Annotated in this window: 13 protein-coding genes; 3 read left to right on the top strand and 10 right to left on the bottom strand. The window is 57.3% G+C overall.

All coding sequences use genetic code 11. The annotated features are described in order from the left end of the window. Positions 1–2: 2 nt before the first annotated feature. From ACYX4K_RS04635 to ACYX4K_RS04605, 7 genes are all read right to left on the bottom strand, one after another. The gene (locus ACYX4K_RS04635; RefSeq protein WP_475093281.1) at positions 3–713 is read right to left on the bottom strand and encodes a DUF4919 domain-containing protein; all 711 of its coding nucleotides are present in this window, start codon (positions 711–713) and stop codon (positions 3–5) included. Continuing rightward, on the bottom strand, positions 694–1,956 hold the full coding sequence (locus tag ACYX4K_RS04630) for a patatin-like phospholipase family protein (RefSeq protein WP_475093282.1): 1,263 nt from the start codon (positions 1,954–1,956) through the stop codon (positions 694–696). Before ACYX4K_RS04630 ends, ACYX4K_RS04635 begins: the two co-directional genes overlap by 20 nt. A 198-nt stretch (positions 1,957–2,154) precedes the next feature. Continuing rightward, positions 2,155–3,180, bottom strand: coding sequence for a YhdH/YhfP family quinone oxidoreductase (locus ACYX4K_RS04625; RefSeq protein ID WP_475093283.1), 1,026 nt, complete (start codon positions 3,178–3,180; stop codon positions 2,155–2,157). A 44-nt stretch (positions 3,181–3,224) separates the two neighbouring features. Beyond that, positions 3,225–4,445 (bottom strand): protease SohB, encoded by a 1,221-nt coding sequence (gene sohB, locus ACYX4K_RS04620; RefSeq protein ID WP_475093284.1) that lies wholly within the window; start codon positions 4,443–4,445, stop codon positions 3,225–3,227. Between the two features lie 71 nt (positions 4,446–4,516). Then, on the bottom strand, positions 4,517–5,167 hold the full coding sequence (locus tag ACYX4K_RS04615) for a cation/multidrug efflux pump (RefSeq protein ID WP_475093285.1): 651 nt from the start codon (positions 5,165–5,167) through the stop codon (positions 4,517–4,519). A gap of 45 nt (positions 5,168–5,212) precedes the next feature. Next, positions 5,213–6,034, bottom strand: coding sequence for an NAD(+) diphosphatase (gene nudC, locus ACYX4K_RS04610; protein WP_475093286.1), 822 nt, complete (start codon positions 6,032–6,034; stop codon positions 5,213–5,215). A 54-nt stretch (positions 6,035–6,088) separates the two neighbouring features. Beyond that, a complete protein-coding gene (locus ACYX4K_RS04605; protein WP_475093287.1) occupies positions 6,089–7,786 on the bottom strand; it encodes a FimL-related protein in 1,698 nt (565 codons plus the stop codon). A gap of 266 nt (positions 7,787–8,052) precedes the next feature. Here ACYX4K_RS04605 and nhaB point away from each other — a divergent pair, with 266 nt between their 5' ends. Next, entirely contained in the window at positions 8,053–9,585 is a 1,533-nt protein-coding gene (gene nhaB, locus ACYX4K_RS04600) for a sodium/proton antiporter NhaB (protein ID WP_475093288.1), read from the top strand. Positions 9,586–9,646: 61 nt separating this feature from the next. Here the strand turns inward: nhaB and dnaQ are convergent, their stop codons facing one another. From dnaQ to ACYX4K_RS04585, 3 genes are read right to left on the bottom strand one after another with little or no spacing between them, the layout of a single operon-like run. Then, positions 9,647–10,366, bottom strand: a complete 720-nt coding sequence (gene dnaQ / locus ACYX4K_RS04595; protein ID WP_475093289.1) for a DNA polymerase III subunit epsilon — start codon at positions 10,364–10,366, stop codon at positions 9,647–9,649. 3 nt (positions 10,367–10,369) lie between these two features. Next, complete coding sequence (gene rnhA / locus ACYX4K_RS04590) at positions 10,370–10,810, bottom strand: ribonuclease HI (RefSeq protein WP_475093290.1); 441 nt, start codon at positions 10,808–10,810, stop codon at positions 10,370–10,372. A gap of 47 nt (positions 10,811–10,857) precedes the next feature. Further along, complete coding sequence (locus tag ACYX4K_RS04585; protein WP_475093291.1) at positions 10,858–11,703, bottom strand: class I SAM-dependent methyltransferase; 846 nt, start codon at positions 11,701–11,703, stop codon at positions 10,858–10,860. A gap of 156 nt (positions 11,704–11,859) precedes the next feature. Between ACYX4K_RS04585 and gloB the strand changes: the two genes are divergently transcribed. Next, the gene (gloB, locus tag ACYX4K_RS04580) at positions 11,860–12,618 is read left to right on the top strand and encodes a hydroxyacylglutathione hydrolase (protein ID WP_475093292.1); all 759 of its coding nucleotides are present in this window, start codon (positions 11,860–11,862) and stop codon (positions 12,616–12,618) included. A gap of 199 nt (positions 12,619–12,817) precedes the next feature. Continuing rightward, positions 12,818–14,395: a LysM peptidoglycan-binding domain-containing protein gene (locus tag ACYX4K_RS04575; RefSeq protein ID WP_475093293.1), complete on the top strand. Its 1,578-nt coding sequence runs from the start codon at positions 12,818–12,820 to the stop codon at positions 14,393–14,395. The last annotated feature ends 32 nt before the right edge of the window (positions 14,396–14,427 follow it).

Raw genomic sequence — 14,427 nt, 5'->3', positions numbered from 1 at the left:
TTCTATTCCGTTTCGGTGGAGTGGGCAAACTGCTGGCTGACATTGAAGAACAGCGGATACTCCTCGCCGGACTCCGGGTCGCGCACCTGCATTTTGTCGTAGATACCCTGCTTGTCGTACACAATGGACTGATCCAGAACCTGCAGCCCTTTGAGACGCACAAAGCCCCGCAATTCCGATGTGCTGATGGTCAGGAAGGCACTTTCCTGGCTTTTACCATCACCACTGTTTTCGATGGAAGTCATCAACCCTTCCACCATGTAGCGGTGCTGGTCCTCGCGCTCAAACTCCCCCGCCTGCCCGCTGCACACCACACCAATCATGTGTGCCTCGAGACTCATATAGTTATGGGCAAGCACTTTATCGACATTGCGCAGGCAATTATTAAAATCTGCCTGCTCCACCGAGCTGTAGGCTTCCGGCAATCCTTTCAGTTTCACACCGCCGTATGGGTTGTAGTCCGAAGACTCCACATAGGCTTTGCGCAGACGGTCGAAGTCGAGGGTAAAACTCAACTGGCGCGCTTCCTCCAGCAGCATCTGGTACTCACTCTGATTCTGCGCGCGCAATGCCGGGCTACCCTGCCCCTGCTGCGTCCCTTGCCCGCTACAGGCGACCAGCAGCGATATCAGCGACGCCACCGCACCAAACCGGAACAGGCCGATTTGGCTGGCTCGGGTTAACAAAGAGATGTCAGGTCGAAGAGTTATCATTAGAGGCTTCCGTTGCGGGCTTGACCCGTAATCCAAACAGACTTTTTTGCTGGCTTTCCACCAGTTGGGTGCGCGGTCGCAGAAACTGCTTCAGAGTTTCCCGCTCCCACATCGCATCCTGATAACCCAGTTCCAGCAGCTCGCCGAGATAGGGTTTTTCAAATAACAGATAGCTCGCAGCCGACGCGCCCCCACCGGACGTTGTTGCACCAGTGGAGCGAAACAGCCACCGCAGCGTGGGCGGTAAATAACGCACTTTGCGCCCGGCAATGCGATCCAGACTCTGGCTCGGTTCAATCACTGCCGACTCCACAGCGCGCAGGGGCGCGAGTTCCGGCAGGACTTTTTCATCCACCGAGTTCAACAGTAAATTGACCCTGTCGAGGTGCTCAAGATCCCCCTCAAGACTGTCAATAAACGCCGCATTGAACAACTGGCCGCCAATTTGTGCAATCGACGGGGAATGTCGTGGTGCCTTGCGATGCTTACCCCAGTGTACCGGCGAACGGTTGTCCGACACGCCCACCACAAACACCCGGCTGGCGCCCAGATGCAGTGCCGGGCTGATCGGCGCCAGTTGACGCACCGCGCCATCCCCAAAATAGGCATCGCCTATTTTTACCGACGGAAACAGTGTGGGGATCGCCGCAGAGGCCATCAGGTGATCGACGGTGAGGTGGGTGCGCTCTCCGCAACGGCGGAACCGGCGCCACTCCTGCAGTTCCTCGCTGCCCTGAAAAAAGCTGACCGACTCCCCCTCGTTATACGACATGGCGTTTACGCTGACCGCGCGCAGACGGCCCTCATCGATATTGCGCTGAATATTGCCGAAAGGAACCACTTCGGTCACCAGCTCGCGCAGCGGGCGGTTGTCCAATAGTGCCAGGGGCTTGTGCCGCGCGACCCCCTGATTGAACAGGGAGCGGGTGATGGTGAGCATATTGCCCAGCAGGCTGCTCCAGTTACTGTGGTAAATACGATCCACAGTCAGCCCCATCCAGAGGTCACACAAGCGCGCGACAGCCTCTTTGAATGTGCCCGGATGGGATGCGAGCAGCAGCGCGTTGACTGCCCCCGCCGAAGTACCGCAGATGATCTTGAACGGGTGCGGTTCGCTGTTCGGCGTCAGCTCCGCCAGCGCTTTCAATACGCCAACCTGATAAGCCGCGCGGGCACCACCACCGGACAGAACCAGGGCGCCAGAATCGTGAGTAATGGGGGGTACCGGATTATCGACCGACAAAGTTTGCTACCAGATCATCAGGAATTAGGAACTTTATTTCGCAACCGTCTATTTTCTAGACAATTTATCCCAGATTAAATTTATTGTGGCTATTCAGCATAGCAGCTGAGGATAGCAGGGGCGACGGCCAGCGGCCGCTTGCGCGAGGCCGCAAAGTAGAATTGTGCGTGCAGATTCACATAACTGACCGAAATAGCGTCACCTGGTCATATCGACAACATAGCGCCCGATTCCGTGACCGCGGTGCAAGCGAGCCAGGAACTCCGGCGCCTGATCCAGGGAAATATCTTCGGCGATTCGCTCGAGCTGCTCGCCTATATACCAGGGCCCGGCCAACTTTTGCCACACATCGGCCTTCTTCTGTAATGGCAGCTCAACGCTGTCTACACCGAGCAGACTGATACCACGAAGAATAAACGGGAACACATTGGCCTGAAACTGGGCACCGGACGCCATACCACAGGCCGCGACACCGCCACTGTATTTGAGGCACTTGATCACGTTGAATAGTGTCTCGCCGCCTACGGTGTCCACCGCCCAGGCCCACAGTGGCTTGGCAATAGCCTTATTGGCAAACGGTGCCAGCGTTTCGCGGTCCAGCACCTTCCAGGCGCCCAGGGATGTGAGAAACTCGGCGGACTCCAGCTTGCCGGTCACTGCCGCCACACGGAACCCCAGCTTGGCAAGAAGCGCAACGGCGATGGAGCCCACGCCACCGGTGGCACCGGTGACCAGCACCTCGCCGTCTTCCGGTTTTGCGCCCGCCTCCAACAGTTTTTCAACGCACAGAGCCGCGGTAAGCCCGGCGGTACCGAGAATCATCGACTCCCGCAGAGTGAGACCCTCCGGCAGTGGTGCCACCCACTGGGACGGCACCGATATTCGCTCGGCAAACCCACCCGCCGTGTTCATACCCAGGTCATATCCGGTTACCAGCACCCGGGCCCCCGGGTGAAACTTACCGCTGTCGTCGCGGATCACGGTACCGGCCGCATCGATACCCGGAGTATGGGGATACTCACGGGTGACTGCGCGATTGCCGAAGGCCGACAACGCGTCCTTGTAATTCAGCGATGAGTGCGACACGGCGATACACACCGGATTCTGCGGCAGATCACTCATGGGCCGCTGCACGATACTCTGATCGTATTTCCCGGCCGCCACTTCTTCCACCAGCATGGCGCGGTAAAGTTGATCCGAATTATTTTGTTGTTCAGCAGCCATTCCCGCTACTTCCCTTCCAACTGAAATTGCCAGGTCCAGGAAAACTACTGGGCCTGATGACGCCAGGCTTCAAGCCGGGTAAACAGGCGTGAAAATGCGCCTTCAATTCCGAGCTGAGCAGCGATACCCATTTTACGGGCAATATTTTGCCGCTCTTTATATTCCACCTGATACAGGTCGGCGTTCGCCGCTCGTGAAGTGAGATACTCGTCAGAGGTCTTCAACTCATCAACCAGCGCCAGATCCAGCGCGCGCTGCCCGAACCAGACTTCGCCGGTCGCCACCTTGGCAATTTCCAGCTGCGGACGATACTCCTGCACAAAGTGCTGGAACAGGGTGTGAATTTCCTCGAGATCACTCTGGAATTTTTCTTTGCCTTCCGGCGTGTTCTCTCCAAACATGGTTACCGTGCGCTTGTATTCACCCGCGGTAAACAATTCGAAGTCCACGTCATTGCGCTGCAGCAGGCGATGGAAATTGGGCAGCTGCGCCACAACACCGATAGAGCCCAGCATGGCAAAAGGTGCGGCGAGAATGCGATCTGCCACGCACGCCATCATGTAGCCCCCGCTGGCTGCCACCTTGTCGACCACAATGGTCAGCTTGACGCCGGCACTGCGTACACGCGCCAATTGACTGGCAGCCAACCCGTAATTGGCCACCATGCCGCCGGGGCTTTCCAGACACACAACTACTTCATCGTCTTTGCCGGCAATCTGCAGTATCGCGGTAATTTCCTCGCGCAAATTGGACAGCGCACTCGCCTTGATATCGCCATCGAAATGCACCACAAACAAGCGCTTGCGTTTGCTGGCTTCAGCACCCAGCTCCGGTCCGTCACCTGCGGCCTGCACTTCACCTTCGACAGGCGCAGCCCCGGTTTCCGCGTCGGCTTCAGCCTGTTCCGGCACAGCGACTTCACGGGACTCCTCCTCGGATGCAACTTTTCCCTGAGCCTTGCGCGCCTTGGCTTGCGCTTTCAGCTCTGCCTTTCGCTGCTTCGCCTGGGCCTTGGCTTCCGCCTTTTTGTCCTTTTCCTGCTGCTTTCTACGCTCGGCGTAATCCGCATCGTCCATCACCGCTTCCAGCAGCGTCTCTTTCATATCCTCATAGCGATCATTCAGATGGGTCACGGCAATATGGCCGGGCTGCCGGTCTTTCATCTGTGCGCGATTGGCCACTATGAACCCGATTACCAGCAGCAGCGCCACCACAATGGTTACTACTTTGGCCAGAAATAATCCGTATTCGCTGAGAAATTCCACTCAATCCTCTCTTTTTTCTTTCCGCAGCCTCGCCGGATGCGGCCTTTTTAAAACCCGGCTCAACAATTGAATTACTGCCACTCGTTGAGCGCAGACTGTGCCTGTTGATTCAGAGGGCGCGCCAGCAGCCCGGTATGACTGATTCGCACTTCGTACACGGCACCGTCCTGCATTGGTAAAAAGGTAGCACTGCCGTACACCGCATCCACCATGGGCACACGATTGTCCATTTCACGCAGGAAATCCCACAGGTCAACGCCGTGAGTACTCTGTTCCAAAGCGTATACCGAGCGCTCTTTATTGCGCTCATCCTGAAGCGTCAAGTAACGACCGCTGAGACGATCGAGACGGTACGCAGGTTCTATTCCCCAGCGAGCGAGCGCACCTTTCCACTTCAGCATCCGCGCATCCAGCTGCCACTGATCGCCGTAGAGTTCGAACTCCTGGGAGATTCCGTCCTCATCAGCAAATTTGACCATGTAATGCTGCTTGCCCAAACGTTCAAACGAGACGGTACCCACACTGTGCTCATCGCCAAGATTGCGATAACTATAGACATCCAGCGCAACCAGTACGATCAGCAGAGCGCCGACCAACAACAACAGGCCCACCGAGCCGCGCAAAAAGCCCATCAGCCAGCTGCCGCGGAGCAATACCTTCCCGCCCCAGAACACCAGTAGCAGTGCGAGAAAGGCAATAGCAAAGGTAATAGCGATATACATTGTTTTAGCCTCTAGTCCGGCTTGCGTACGCGCATACTAAACGCATCAGCAAGTCCCGATAAACGTCCTGATCAACCGTCCTGAAAGTGTTTCCGCGGGCGGAATCTCCTGCGGAATTTCCGACCTGGTAAACCAGCGCGCTTCCATAATTTCGTCCTGGTCCGGACGCAGGGTCCCCCCAGTGACTTCAGCGAGATAGCCGATCATCAACTGACCTGGAAATGGCCAGGACTGAGTACCGACATAACGCAGCTGATCTGCACCCAACCCCACCTCAAGGCCCACTTCCTCTTGCGCCTCCCTGGCGACGGCCTGCTCGGCATTTTCACCGGGCTCAATAAATCCAGCCAGTGCGGTATGCAGTGCGTGACGGTGATGGGTATGGCGTGCCAGCAGACACTCGTCGCCCCGCACCAACAGCATGATGACACAGGGGGAAATACGCGGATACACGGCAAAGTCGCAGGAAACACAGGTCCTGGCACGATCCTTCGGGTGATATTCCGTTGGTCGACCACAGCGGCCGCAGAACCGGTGATCAAGATCCCAATTGGCAACCTGCATGGCGCGACCAATCAGGAAAAACAGGGGCTCACTGACGGTCCCCAGAAATGTACGTAACCCGCGCCACTCGCAGCCGGGTAGCTCAACCCGGATCGGCAAATAATGAACGGCACAGGGCTTACCTGCCCATTCTCCCAAGTAGTGCGTACTGAACTGAGCGGTGTCACCGGACGCTTCACGCACAGGCAGGGTTCGGTAAAGTGGACCCTGCGCACTGCATAGCACTTCTCCGTGGGATACCACGATGTGCCAGTGAAATTCCGGGTGGGGCAATACACTCGCCGCGGGGCTGAAATCAGACATTCAGTGGATTCTGCACTTGAATCATATCGCCAAGACTGTACCAGGGAGCCCGCTTCAGGCAACCTCTATCGGGTACCCGAGCGCCTCCAGGCTTTCTACGGCCAGGTCCAGGGACTGCATATCCACCTGTCGGTGGAGCTTCACCTCACCGAGATAGTACTCCAGGCTGATGATGGCATCTGCAAAAATCTCGAGTGACTGCTCCACCCCCGGAGCGACGGTTTTCTGATCAATCACTGCATCTACAAAGTGTGTCAGTCGCTCGACCACCGCCGCCGCGCGCCCCAGGCTCAATACCACCAGACCTCCACGCACACTATTCAGCGTGGTGGACACATTGCGGATATGACCGTGATCGAACCCGGATTCGGCATAGGAGGCCAGCGCGCGCTTGATAAGCGAGAGCCCGGCTTCTGCTTCTTTGAGCACGGCGAGCTCGGCTTCTTCAAGCTGACTGCGCTCCAGCGCAATGTCAGCCTGACCACTCTCATCCAGCTCGATGGTAGAGCGCTGGCGCATGGCCCGGATTGCACTGTCGACGGTAAGAATCTGGTTTGTTAACTGTTGCAGGGCGTTGTCTGCCGCCCGCCCACCCACCTGGGCGCAATTCTGATAGGCGGTAAGTGAGCCACCGAGATTTTCACCTATGCGGCGAAAGTTAAGCAGAATAAGTGTGTTGGAAATTCGGCGCAGGGTCTCGACCAGCCCGCCCTCGTCGTCGAGGCCAGTCATGCCGACCATTTCCGCGTCGTCGAGAAGGCGCCGCACACCGGAAAGCTCCTCCTCCAGCGCACTGGCGACAGCAGCAATCGCTGTGGCACCCGGACCACCGAGGCTCGCACGATCTCGCTCCAGCTCCGGCTCGCGATAGGCCAGCGGGCGCACACTGAAAACCTGCAGTAGCTTCTCACCCTGCCCCGATGGCCCTGCCAGAGCCAGCCAGTAGAGACATTCTTTTATCAGCACTGGGGGCGCAGGTTGGTCCAGCGCCGCATCCCCGTCCCGACAGATATTCCGCAACCGACGGTCGAGCATACTGAATACCATAACCCGCTGCCGGTTAACCAGCATCTCACGGCTGGCCATGGCCGCAATCGCCGCACCGGCAACCGACCAGAGCTTGCCATTGGGACGCCCCGCGCACACGCTGGCGATCCGCTGCAGGGCTCGTGCCATCATGGTGTAGGCGGGCCCGCGAGGCTTTCCTTTCAGCAGGGCCAGCAACCCCACCTGATACATATGGCGGAAACGACGGACGAAAGTTTTGAGGTCTTCCGACAGTACCGCGGACGAGACAGCGCCCGGCACGGTAGCGTCGAGACGACAACGCAGGAAGTGACTTTCCGGTACCGGCGCCTGTGCGCGAGCCAGCCGCAGGCTATTGATATAAGGAACCAGTAATTCCGGACGCGGTGTAGCCCGACTCTGGATAAAATCCAGATAGCGGGTCATCACATAGAATGCGATACCGAGACTCTCGAGCAGTTCCTGCGGTGACTGCTGGCGATCCTGCAGCAGGTCACCCATTGCCGTCAGCATTTCCTGGGCAAGCAGCTCCGCTGCACTCAGTTGCACCATCTGCAATACGCCAGATACCTGGCGCAGCCCCTGAATACATTTCTCCAGAGCCAATTTATCGCCCTGATCCGCCGCGTACTGGTCCAGGTGGCCGGTCGCTCCTTCGATACTCGCAACCAGCTCGTCTTTTACCAGACTGACGGAGGTCAGGTTGATTTCGCGCAATCCACTCATTGCCTACACCACTGCAATTCTCGTTATTCTTTACTGCCAGCCAGCCAGTCGCCAACCGCGCACCCGTGCAAACCGCTCAATTTATACAAAACCGTAAAAGTGTCTAGATTAAATCACTCTGTTTCCACCGATCAATCGACAAAAATACACGGCCCCCGCTGGCCCGCAAAATCAATTGAACTTTCCATTGGAAAAAGGTAGCTTTGCCGCCGGTCCTCCCGGCGGTGTCGGCATGGGGGCTCACTGAGACCAAGGAAGTAGCAATAATGAACGCTCTGAATGACACCCTGCCAGTAGCCGGTGGCGGCATCGGCCGCGCATTTACCGACAATTTTCTCGGGGAGGCCCCAGACTGGTACAAGCTTACCATCGCCCTATTCCTGATCCTCAACCCGATTCTACTGTACACCACCTCCCCTTTCGTGACCGGGTGGGTTCTCATTGGTGAATTTATCTTCACCCTGGCCATGGCCCTGAAATGCTACCCGTTACAACCGGGCGGCCTGCTGGCGATCGAGGCTGTTCTCCTGGGGATGACCAGCAGCGAATCGGTGTTCCACGAAGTAACCGAAAACATCCAGGTCATCCTGCTACTGATGTTTATGGTGGCCGGCATCTACTTTATGAAGAGCCTGCTGCTATACGTGTTTACCAAGCTGCTGGTCACCGTGCGCTCCAAGTCCGTACTCTCGCTACTGTTCTGTGGTGTTTCCGCAGTACTCTCCGCGTTCCTTGATGCCCTGACGGTTACCGCAGTATTGATTGCGGTGGCCGTGGGTTTTTACGCGGTCTATCACAAGGTGGCCTCCAATCGTCAGGCGCACCCCGAACACGACCACTCAAGCGACGATGGAGTGGTGGAATACCACCGCTCCGATCTGGACCAGTTCCGAGCCTTCCTGCGCAGCCTCATTATGCACGGTGCAGTGGGCACCGCCCTCGGAGGCGTCTGTACACTGGTCGGCGAGCCGCAGAACCTGCTGATCGCGGAGAAAGCCGGCTGGGATTTCGTGCAATTTTTCACCTACATGGCACCGGTCACCATGCCCGCCTTTGCCGCCGGCCTGGCCACCTGCTTCTTGCTGGAAAAGAGCAAAATGTTCGGCTACGGCGCGAAACTGCCCGATGCCGTGCGCGAGGTACTTTCCAATTACGCCTCCGAACAGGAACGTAAACGCACCCAGCGCGATGTCGTTGAACTGTGGATTCAGGGCATAGTCGCCGCACTCCTGGTACTCGCACTGGCATTCCATGTGGCCGAAGTTGGCATCATTGGCCTGATGGTTATCGTGCTACTCACTGCCTTCAACGGCGTTATCCAGGAACCCCGGATTGGCCACGCCTTTGAAGAGGCGCTGCCTTTTACCGCCCTATTGGTGGTATTTTTTGCGATCGTTGCCGTCATCCATGAGCAACACCTGTTTGCCCCGGTAACGCACTTTGTACTGAGCCTCGAGCCGGAGCAGCAGCCGGGCATGCTGTTTCTCGCCAATGGCATCCTGTCCATGATCAGTGACAACGTCTTTGTTGCTACCGTTTATATCAATGAAGTGAAGGATGCACTGACGGCGGGCGATATTACTCGTTCACATTTCGACAAGCTGGCGATTGCGATCAATACGGGCACCAACCTACCCAGTGTTGCTACGCCGAATGGCCAGGCGGCGTTTCTGTTTCTGCTGACTTCCGCCCTGGCGCCCCTGATCCGCCTGTCGTACGGTCGCATGGTAATCATGGCCCTGCCCTACACTGTCGTACTGACCGTCGTTGCACTAACCTGCGTGGTCTACGCAATCTGACTCGCAAACCACATCAAAAAAGGGGCCTCTGGCCCCTTCATTGATGTGGTGCAGATCTTACTCACCAGAAATGTTTACCGCCGGCCTTTTCCAGCTGTTCCAGAAATTCCTCGTGGGCCTGAAGCTCTTCGGCACTGGCCCTGACCACAGACAGTGGCGCCCGCTGCGCACTTAATCGACGAATCGAGCCCGTTTCCTGTGCCTGGCTTTCCGGGTCATCGTCACTAGATGTATCATTTCCGGCGAGCGCGAGATCCGTTTGCCCACCGGTCATCATCAGATAGACATCAGCGAGAATCTCCGCATCCAGCAATGCGCCATGAAGATCCCGCTGCGAGTTGTCCACGAAATAGCGCTTACACAATGCGTCCAGATTATTTTTCTGGCCCGGGTGCTTTTCCCTTGCCAGCGCCAGGGTATCCAGCACCCCGCAGTGAACCGCCACACTCTGCCAACGCGGGCTCCCGAGCCGCTTTAACTCGGAATCAATAAAGCCCACATCGAACGGCGCATTGTGGATGACCAGTTCTGCACCGTCGCAGAAGGTCATGAATTCGTCCGCTACCTGGGAGAATACCGGCTTGTCGACGAGAAACTCATTGGTAATACCGTGAACCTCGATCGCACCGTCATCCACTTCCCGCTCGGGATTGATGTACTGGTGATAGTGACGACCGGTCAGCTTGCGATTTATCAGTTCAACGCAGCCAATTTCAATAATCCGGTGGCCGGACTTCGGATCCAGGCCGGTGGTTTCCGTATCCAGAACAATCTGACGCATGGTTTATGCCTCCCCCAACTCATCGATACCGCGATTGGCCAGCGCATCCGCGCGTTCGTTGCCCGGATCACCCGCATGCCCTTTGACCCAGTGCCAATGCACTTCGTGCTCACCGATCGCAGTATCCAGTTCCTGCCAGAGATCCGCATTTTTTACCGGCTTTTTCGCCGAGGTTTTCCAGCCATTTTTCTTCCAGTTGTGTATCCAACTGGTAATCCCCTGACGGACATACTGGGAGTCGGTATGCAGATCCACGCGGCAATGCTGATTTAAGGCATGCAAAGCCTGAATAGCCGCCATCAATTCCATACGGTTATTGGTTGTCAGCGATTCACCGCCACACAGCTCTTTTTCCGCATCGCCGCTCATCAGCAATGCCCCCCAACCGCCCGGTCCGGGATTCCCCCGGCAAGCGCCGTCGGTGTATATAGTGACGTGTTTCAATTCGAGCCCGTTAAGAAATTATTCGGTTGAACACTGATGTCGACTGATCAGCGTTTGGTATCCCGACGGTATTTGCCAGGGCGGACCGGCTTGAGCCGATCCCGTGCAGCAACCCTAGGGCTGCTCGGAACGACACTCAAGGCAGGCTTTTTCTCCCCCCGCCAATTGAGCTTGATGGTGCGCATTCGCGCCACTTCTTTGCGCGCGACTATGATGTAAAAGCCTCCCCACGGCAAGTGCCACCGGGTCCCCACACGCTCCATCCAGGAAGTCTTGGCCAGTAGATCTCCGTGCTTGAGCGGCAAGCGGAAAAAGCCGCGCTCTATCTCAGCGGGCTGCAAGTCCAACAGATTCATCCAGTCGGCAATGCGCGCAGCGCGCAATTGATTCCCCAACTGATAGGGACTTGAGGAGCGAAACAGGCGGGCCATCCCGAGCAGGGAGAATGGATTGAAACCAATTAGCACCATGTGACCACCGGGAATCAATACCCGCGCGGCTTCACGCAAGACCTGGTGAGGCTGAGGCGAAAAATCCAGAAGATGGTGCAGCACAGCAACGTCAATGGATTCCGACGGCAGCGGCAACTGCTCTAACTCCGCCATTGCCGCCCCCTGCCCTTCCGCGCACGGGCTTATTTTGAAACGGTGATTAATCCGGCTGCACGCCGCAAAATCCACTTGCCGGGCGACACTGGCCTGCATCAGGTGGTACCCGAACAAACCCTCCACCACCGGCTGCACCAGCGCCAATTGCTGGGTGAGAATTTCGCGCCCCAGTCCACTGTCGAACCAGTCGCTCAGCCCCGCACAGGATTCCGCGAGCGGAGATATGGGCGACTTTCCGCGAAAAAACAACGATCGCTTATCCGGCTTTTCCGGCATTCGCGTCATCTCCAGCTCCTTGATTGTTCTCGTAGGACATATTCTGCCCCCCTGCCGTCTGAGCCTCAGACTTCACAGTCACCACTTCCAGACCCCGCATTACTGCCTGCCAGCTTGGCTATGGTAGGGTTGCGCCAATCAACCTTAGGTTAGCGGGGACAGACAATGATCACAATCCACCCAATCCCGGCATTCACTGACAACTATATCTGGCATCTACGGCAGGGCGACGAACACTGGGTCGTTGACCCCGGCGATGCAGCGCCGGTAATGGCCGCCCTGCAGGGGAAGCGTTTGTCCGGCATCCTGCTTACTCACCACCATTTTGATCACACTGGCGGGGTTTCCGCACTGACCAGCGCATTTAACTGCCCCGTATACGGTCCGGCGACCATTGATGGGGTTACACACGCTTTAAATGACGGCGACCAGATTACCCTGATGGGCCGCAGCTGTGAAATCATCGCCGTACCCGGTCACACTCTTGACCACATCGCCCTGCTCATGCGGGACGCCGAAGAGCTTTACCTGTTCTGTGGCGACACTCTGTTTGCCGGTGGCTGCGGCCGCCTGTTCGAGGGCACCCCGGCACAAATGCACCACTCGCTGTCCCGGCTCAGCGCTTTACCCGCGCAAACACGGGTCTACTGCACCCATGAATACACCCTTGCCAACCTGGCATTCGCTCGGGCCGCAGAGCCTGACAACCGGGCGCTGATCGAGCGCCAGCGCGAAGCGCAGGCGCTTCGCGACAAAGGCGAGCCGACGCTCCCGTCCACCATAGAACTGGAACGAGCCACCAACCCCTTCCTCCGCACCGACCAACCCGGCATTCAGCGGCAGGCAGCAAGCCGCGGTGTGCAGATCGACGCGACCGCTGTGGATATTTTCGCCACTCTACGCCATTGGAAGGACGTTTTTTGACCAAATTCCATTGACCGGAACCAACAGCCCTCTTTAGAATCAGACAATTACAAATCAAAGCTCAAGCGCTTTATTTAGCGGCCCGATTCGGGGGTCTTTCGCAGTAGTGTTTTTCTACCGCCTCACGATCAGCCGGCGCCGCTCAGACCATATTGCGCAGTATAGAGCCACAAGATAACAACAGATCGCGGACACCATAATGGTTTATAAGAAGTTTGCCGTTGCGCTACTGGCAGCGGCCGTGGGGGCCTGCACGCAGATCGATTCTGCAACGCAAACCGCAAACTCCTCGCAGAATCACAACGCTCCTGATCTGGCCACACAAGCCAGCAGTGCAAGCGCCATCAGCCAGAACATCCTGAATGTGACCGAGCCCGCCCTGCCACCGGACGATATCTGGCAACGTCTTCGACAGGGATTCACCCTCGATCGTGAAACAAACCGTTCGAAGGTCAAGGATTACGTAAAATATTTTTCCTCCAACCAGGGCTATATGGCCAGGGTTACCGAGCGCTCCCGCCGCTACATCTTCCACGTGGCAGAGCAACTGGAACAGGACAACATTCCGCTGGAATTCGCCCTGCTCCCCATTGTTGAGAGTGCCTACGACCCCTTTGCCTACTCGCACGCGCAGGCATCCGGCATGTGGCAGTTTATTCCCGCCACCGGACGCTCCTTTGGCCTGCACCAGAACTGGTGGTATGACGGCCGCCGTGATGTGGTGGAATCCACCCGCGCCGCTTCCGAGTACTTCAATTACCTGTCCGCAAAATTCGACGGCGACTGGCTGCTGGTGCTGGCCGCATACAACGCCGGAGAAGGGACTGTTCGCCGAGCCCGAGAACGCAATGCCCGTCAGGGCAAGGGCACCAGTTTCTGGGACCTGAAGTTACCTCGCGAGACTCAGCGATACGTACCTCAATTACTGGCCCTTGCCGAAGTGGTATCGCGCTCAGACCACTACCGGGTCCCACTGCACGATGTTGGCAACGAGCCCTATTACGCGGCGGTCAATGTGGGCAGCCAAATCGATCTGGCACAAGCTGCCGAACTGGCTGGCGTGGAAATTGAAGAGCTGCATCTGTTGAACCCCGGGTTCAACCGCTGGGCCACAGACCCGGACGGAAACCACCGCCTGCTGGTACCTCGCGATAAAAGCGCTCGATTCATTGAAGCACTGGAGAAACTCCCTGCAGATCAACGTGTCAGCTGGCAACACTATCGGGTGGCCCGCGGAGACTCCCTGTCAGTGATTGCGCGCCGATACGAAACCACGATTGCAGCAATCCAACAGGCCAACAAACTGCGCGGCAGCAGCATTCGTGCTGGCCAGACACTGCTGATTCCCAGCGCGTCGGGCCCCAATGCGCAGTACGCCTACGCCATCGATCAACGGGTAAAGCGTCGCCAGAGCTCAGGTAAAGGCCAAAAAACCAATTATACCGTCCGCCCGGGCGACACCCTGTGGGGTATCGCACGCAAGCTTGATGTAAAGGTTCGTGAACTGGCCAGCTGGAACAGCATGGCACCGGGCGACACTCTGCGCCCGGGACGCAAGCTGGTCGCCTACAGTGACGGCGGCAACAGCAGCAGCGACAGCCGTACCACACGCAAGCTCTCTTACCGAGTGCGCAACGGCGACTCCCTCTACCGCATCGCGCGGAAGTTTCGCATCGACATCAGCGACATCGTGCGCTGGAACAAAATCAGTAAAAATAGCTATCTGCAACCCGGGCAACGCCTGACGCTGTTCGTGGACAGCGCCAGTAACGGCTAAGCCTCCGCTCAACCATTCTTGCAGGCATAAAA

This window comes from Microbulbifer sp. ABF4_107 (assembly GCF_056312215.1).
The sequence above is the reverse complement of the archived record's forward strand: the minus strand, read 5'-3'. Positions and strand labels throughout refer to the sequence as shown.

Excerpts from the sequence above, each read along its gene's own strand:
- ACYX4K_RS04635 (WP_475093281.1), bottom strand. The coding sequence starts at position 713 with ATGATAACTCTTCGACCTGACATCTCTTTGTTAACCCGAGCCAGCCAA.
- ACYX4K_RS04625 (WP_475093283.1), bottom strand. The coding sequence starts at position 3,180 with ATGGCTGCTGAACAACAAAATAATTCGGATCAACTTTACCGCGCCATG.
- ACYX4K_RS04615 (WP_475093285.1), bottom strand. The coding sequence starts at position 5,167 with ATGTATATCGCTATTACCTTTGCTATTGCCTTTCTCGCACTGCTACTG.
- nudC (WP_475093286.1), bottom strand. The coding sequence starts at position 6,034 with ATGTCTGATTTCAGCCCCGCGGCGAGTGTATTGCCCCACCCGGAATTT.
- ACYX4K_RS04605 (WP_475093287.1), bottom strand. The coding sequence starts at position 7,786 with ATGAGTGGATTGCGCGAAATCAACCTGACCTCCGTCAGTCTGGTAAAA.
- nhaB (WP_475093288.1), top strand. The coding sequence starts at position 8,053 with ATGAACGCTCTGAATGACACCCTGCCAGTAGCCGGTGGCGGCATCGGC.
- dnaQ (WP_475093289.1), bottom strand. The coding sequence starts at position 10,366 with ATGCGTCAGATTGTTCTGGATACGGAAACCACCGGCCTGGATCCGAAG.
- ACYX4K_RS04585 (WP_475093291.1), bottom strand. The coding sequence starts at position 11,703 with ATGACGCGAATGCCGGAAAAGCCGGATAAGCGATCGTTGTTTTTTCGC.
- gloB (WP_475093292.1), top strand. The coding sequence starts at position 11,860 with ATGATCACAATCCACCCAATCCCGGCATTCACTGACAACTATATCTGG.
- ACYX4K_RS04575 (WP_475093293.1), top strand. The coding sequence starts at position 12,818 with ATGGTTTATAAGAAGTTTGCCGTTGCGCTACTGGCAGCGGCCGTGGGG.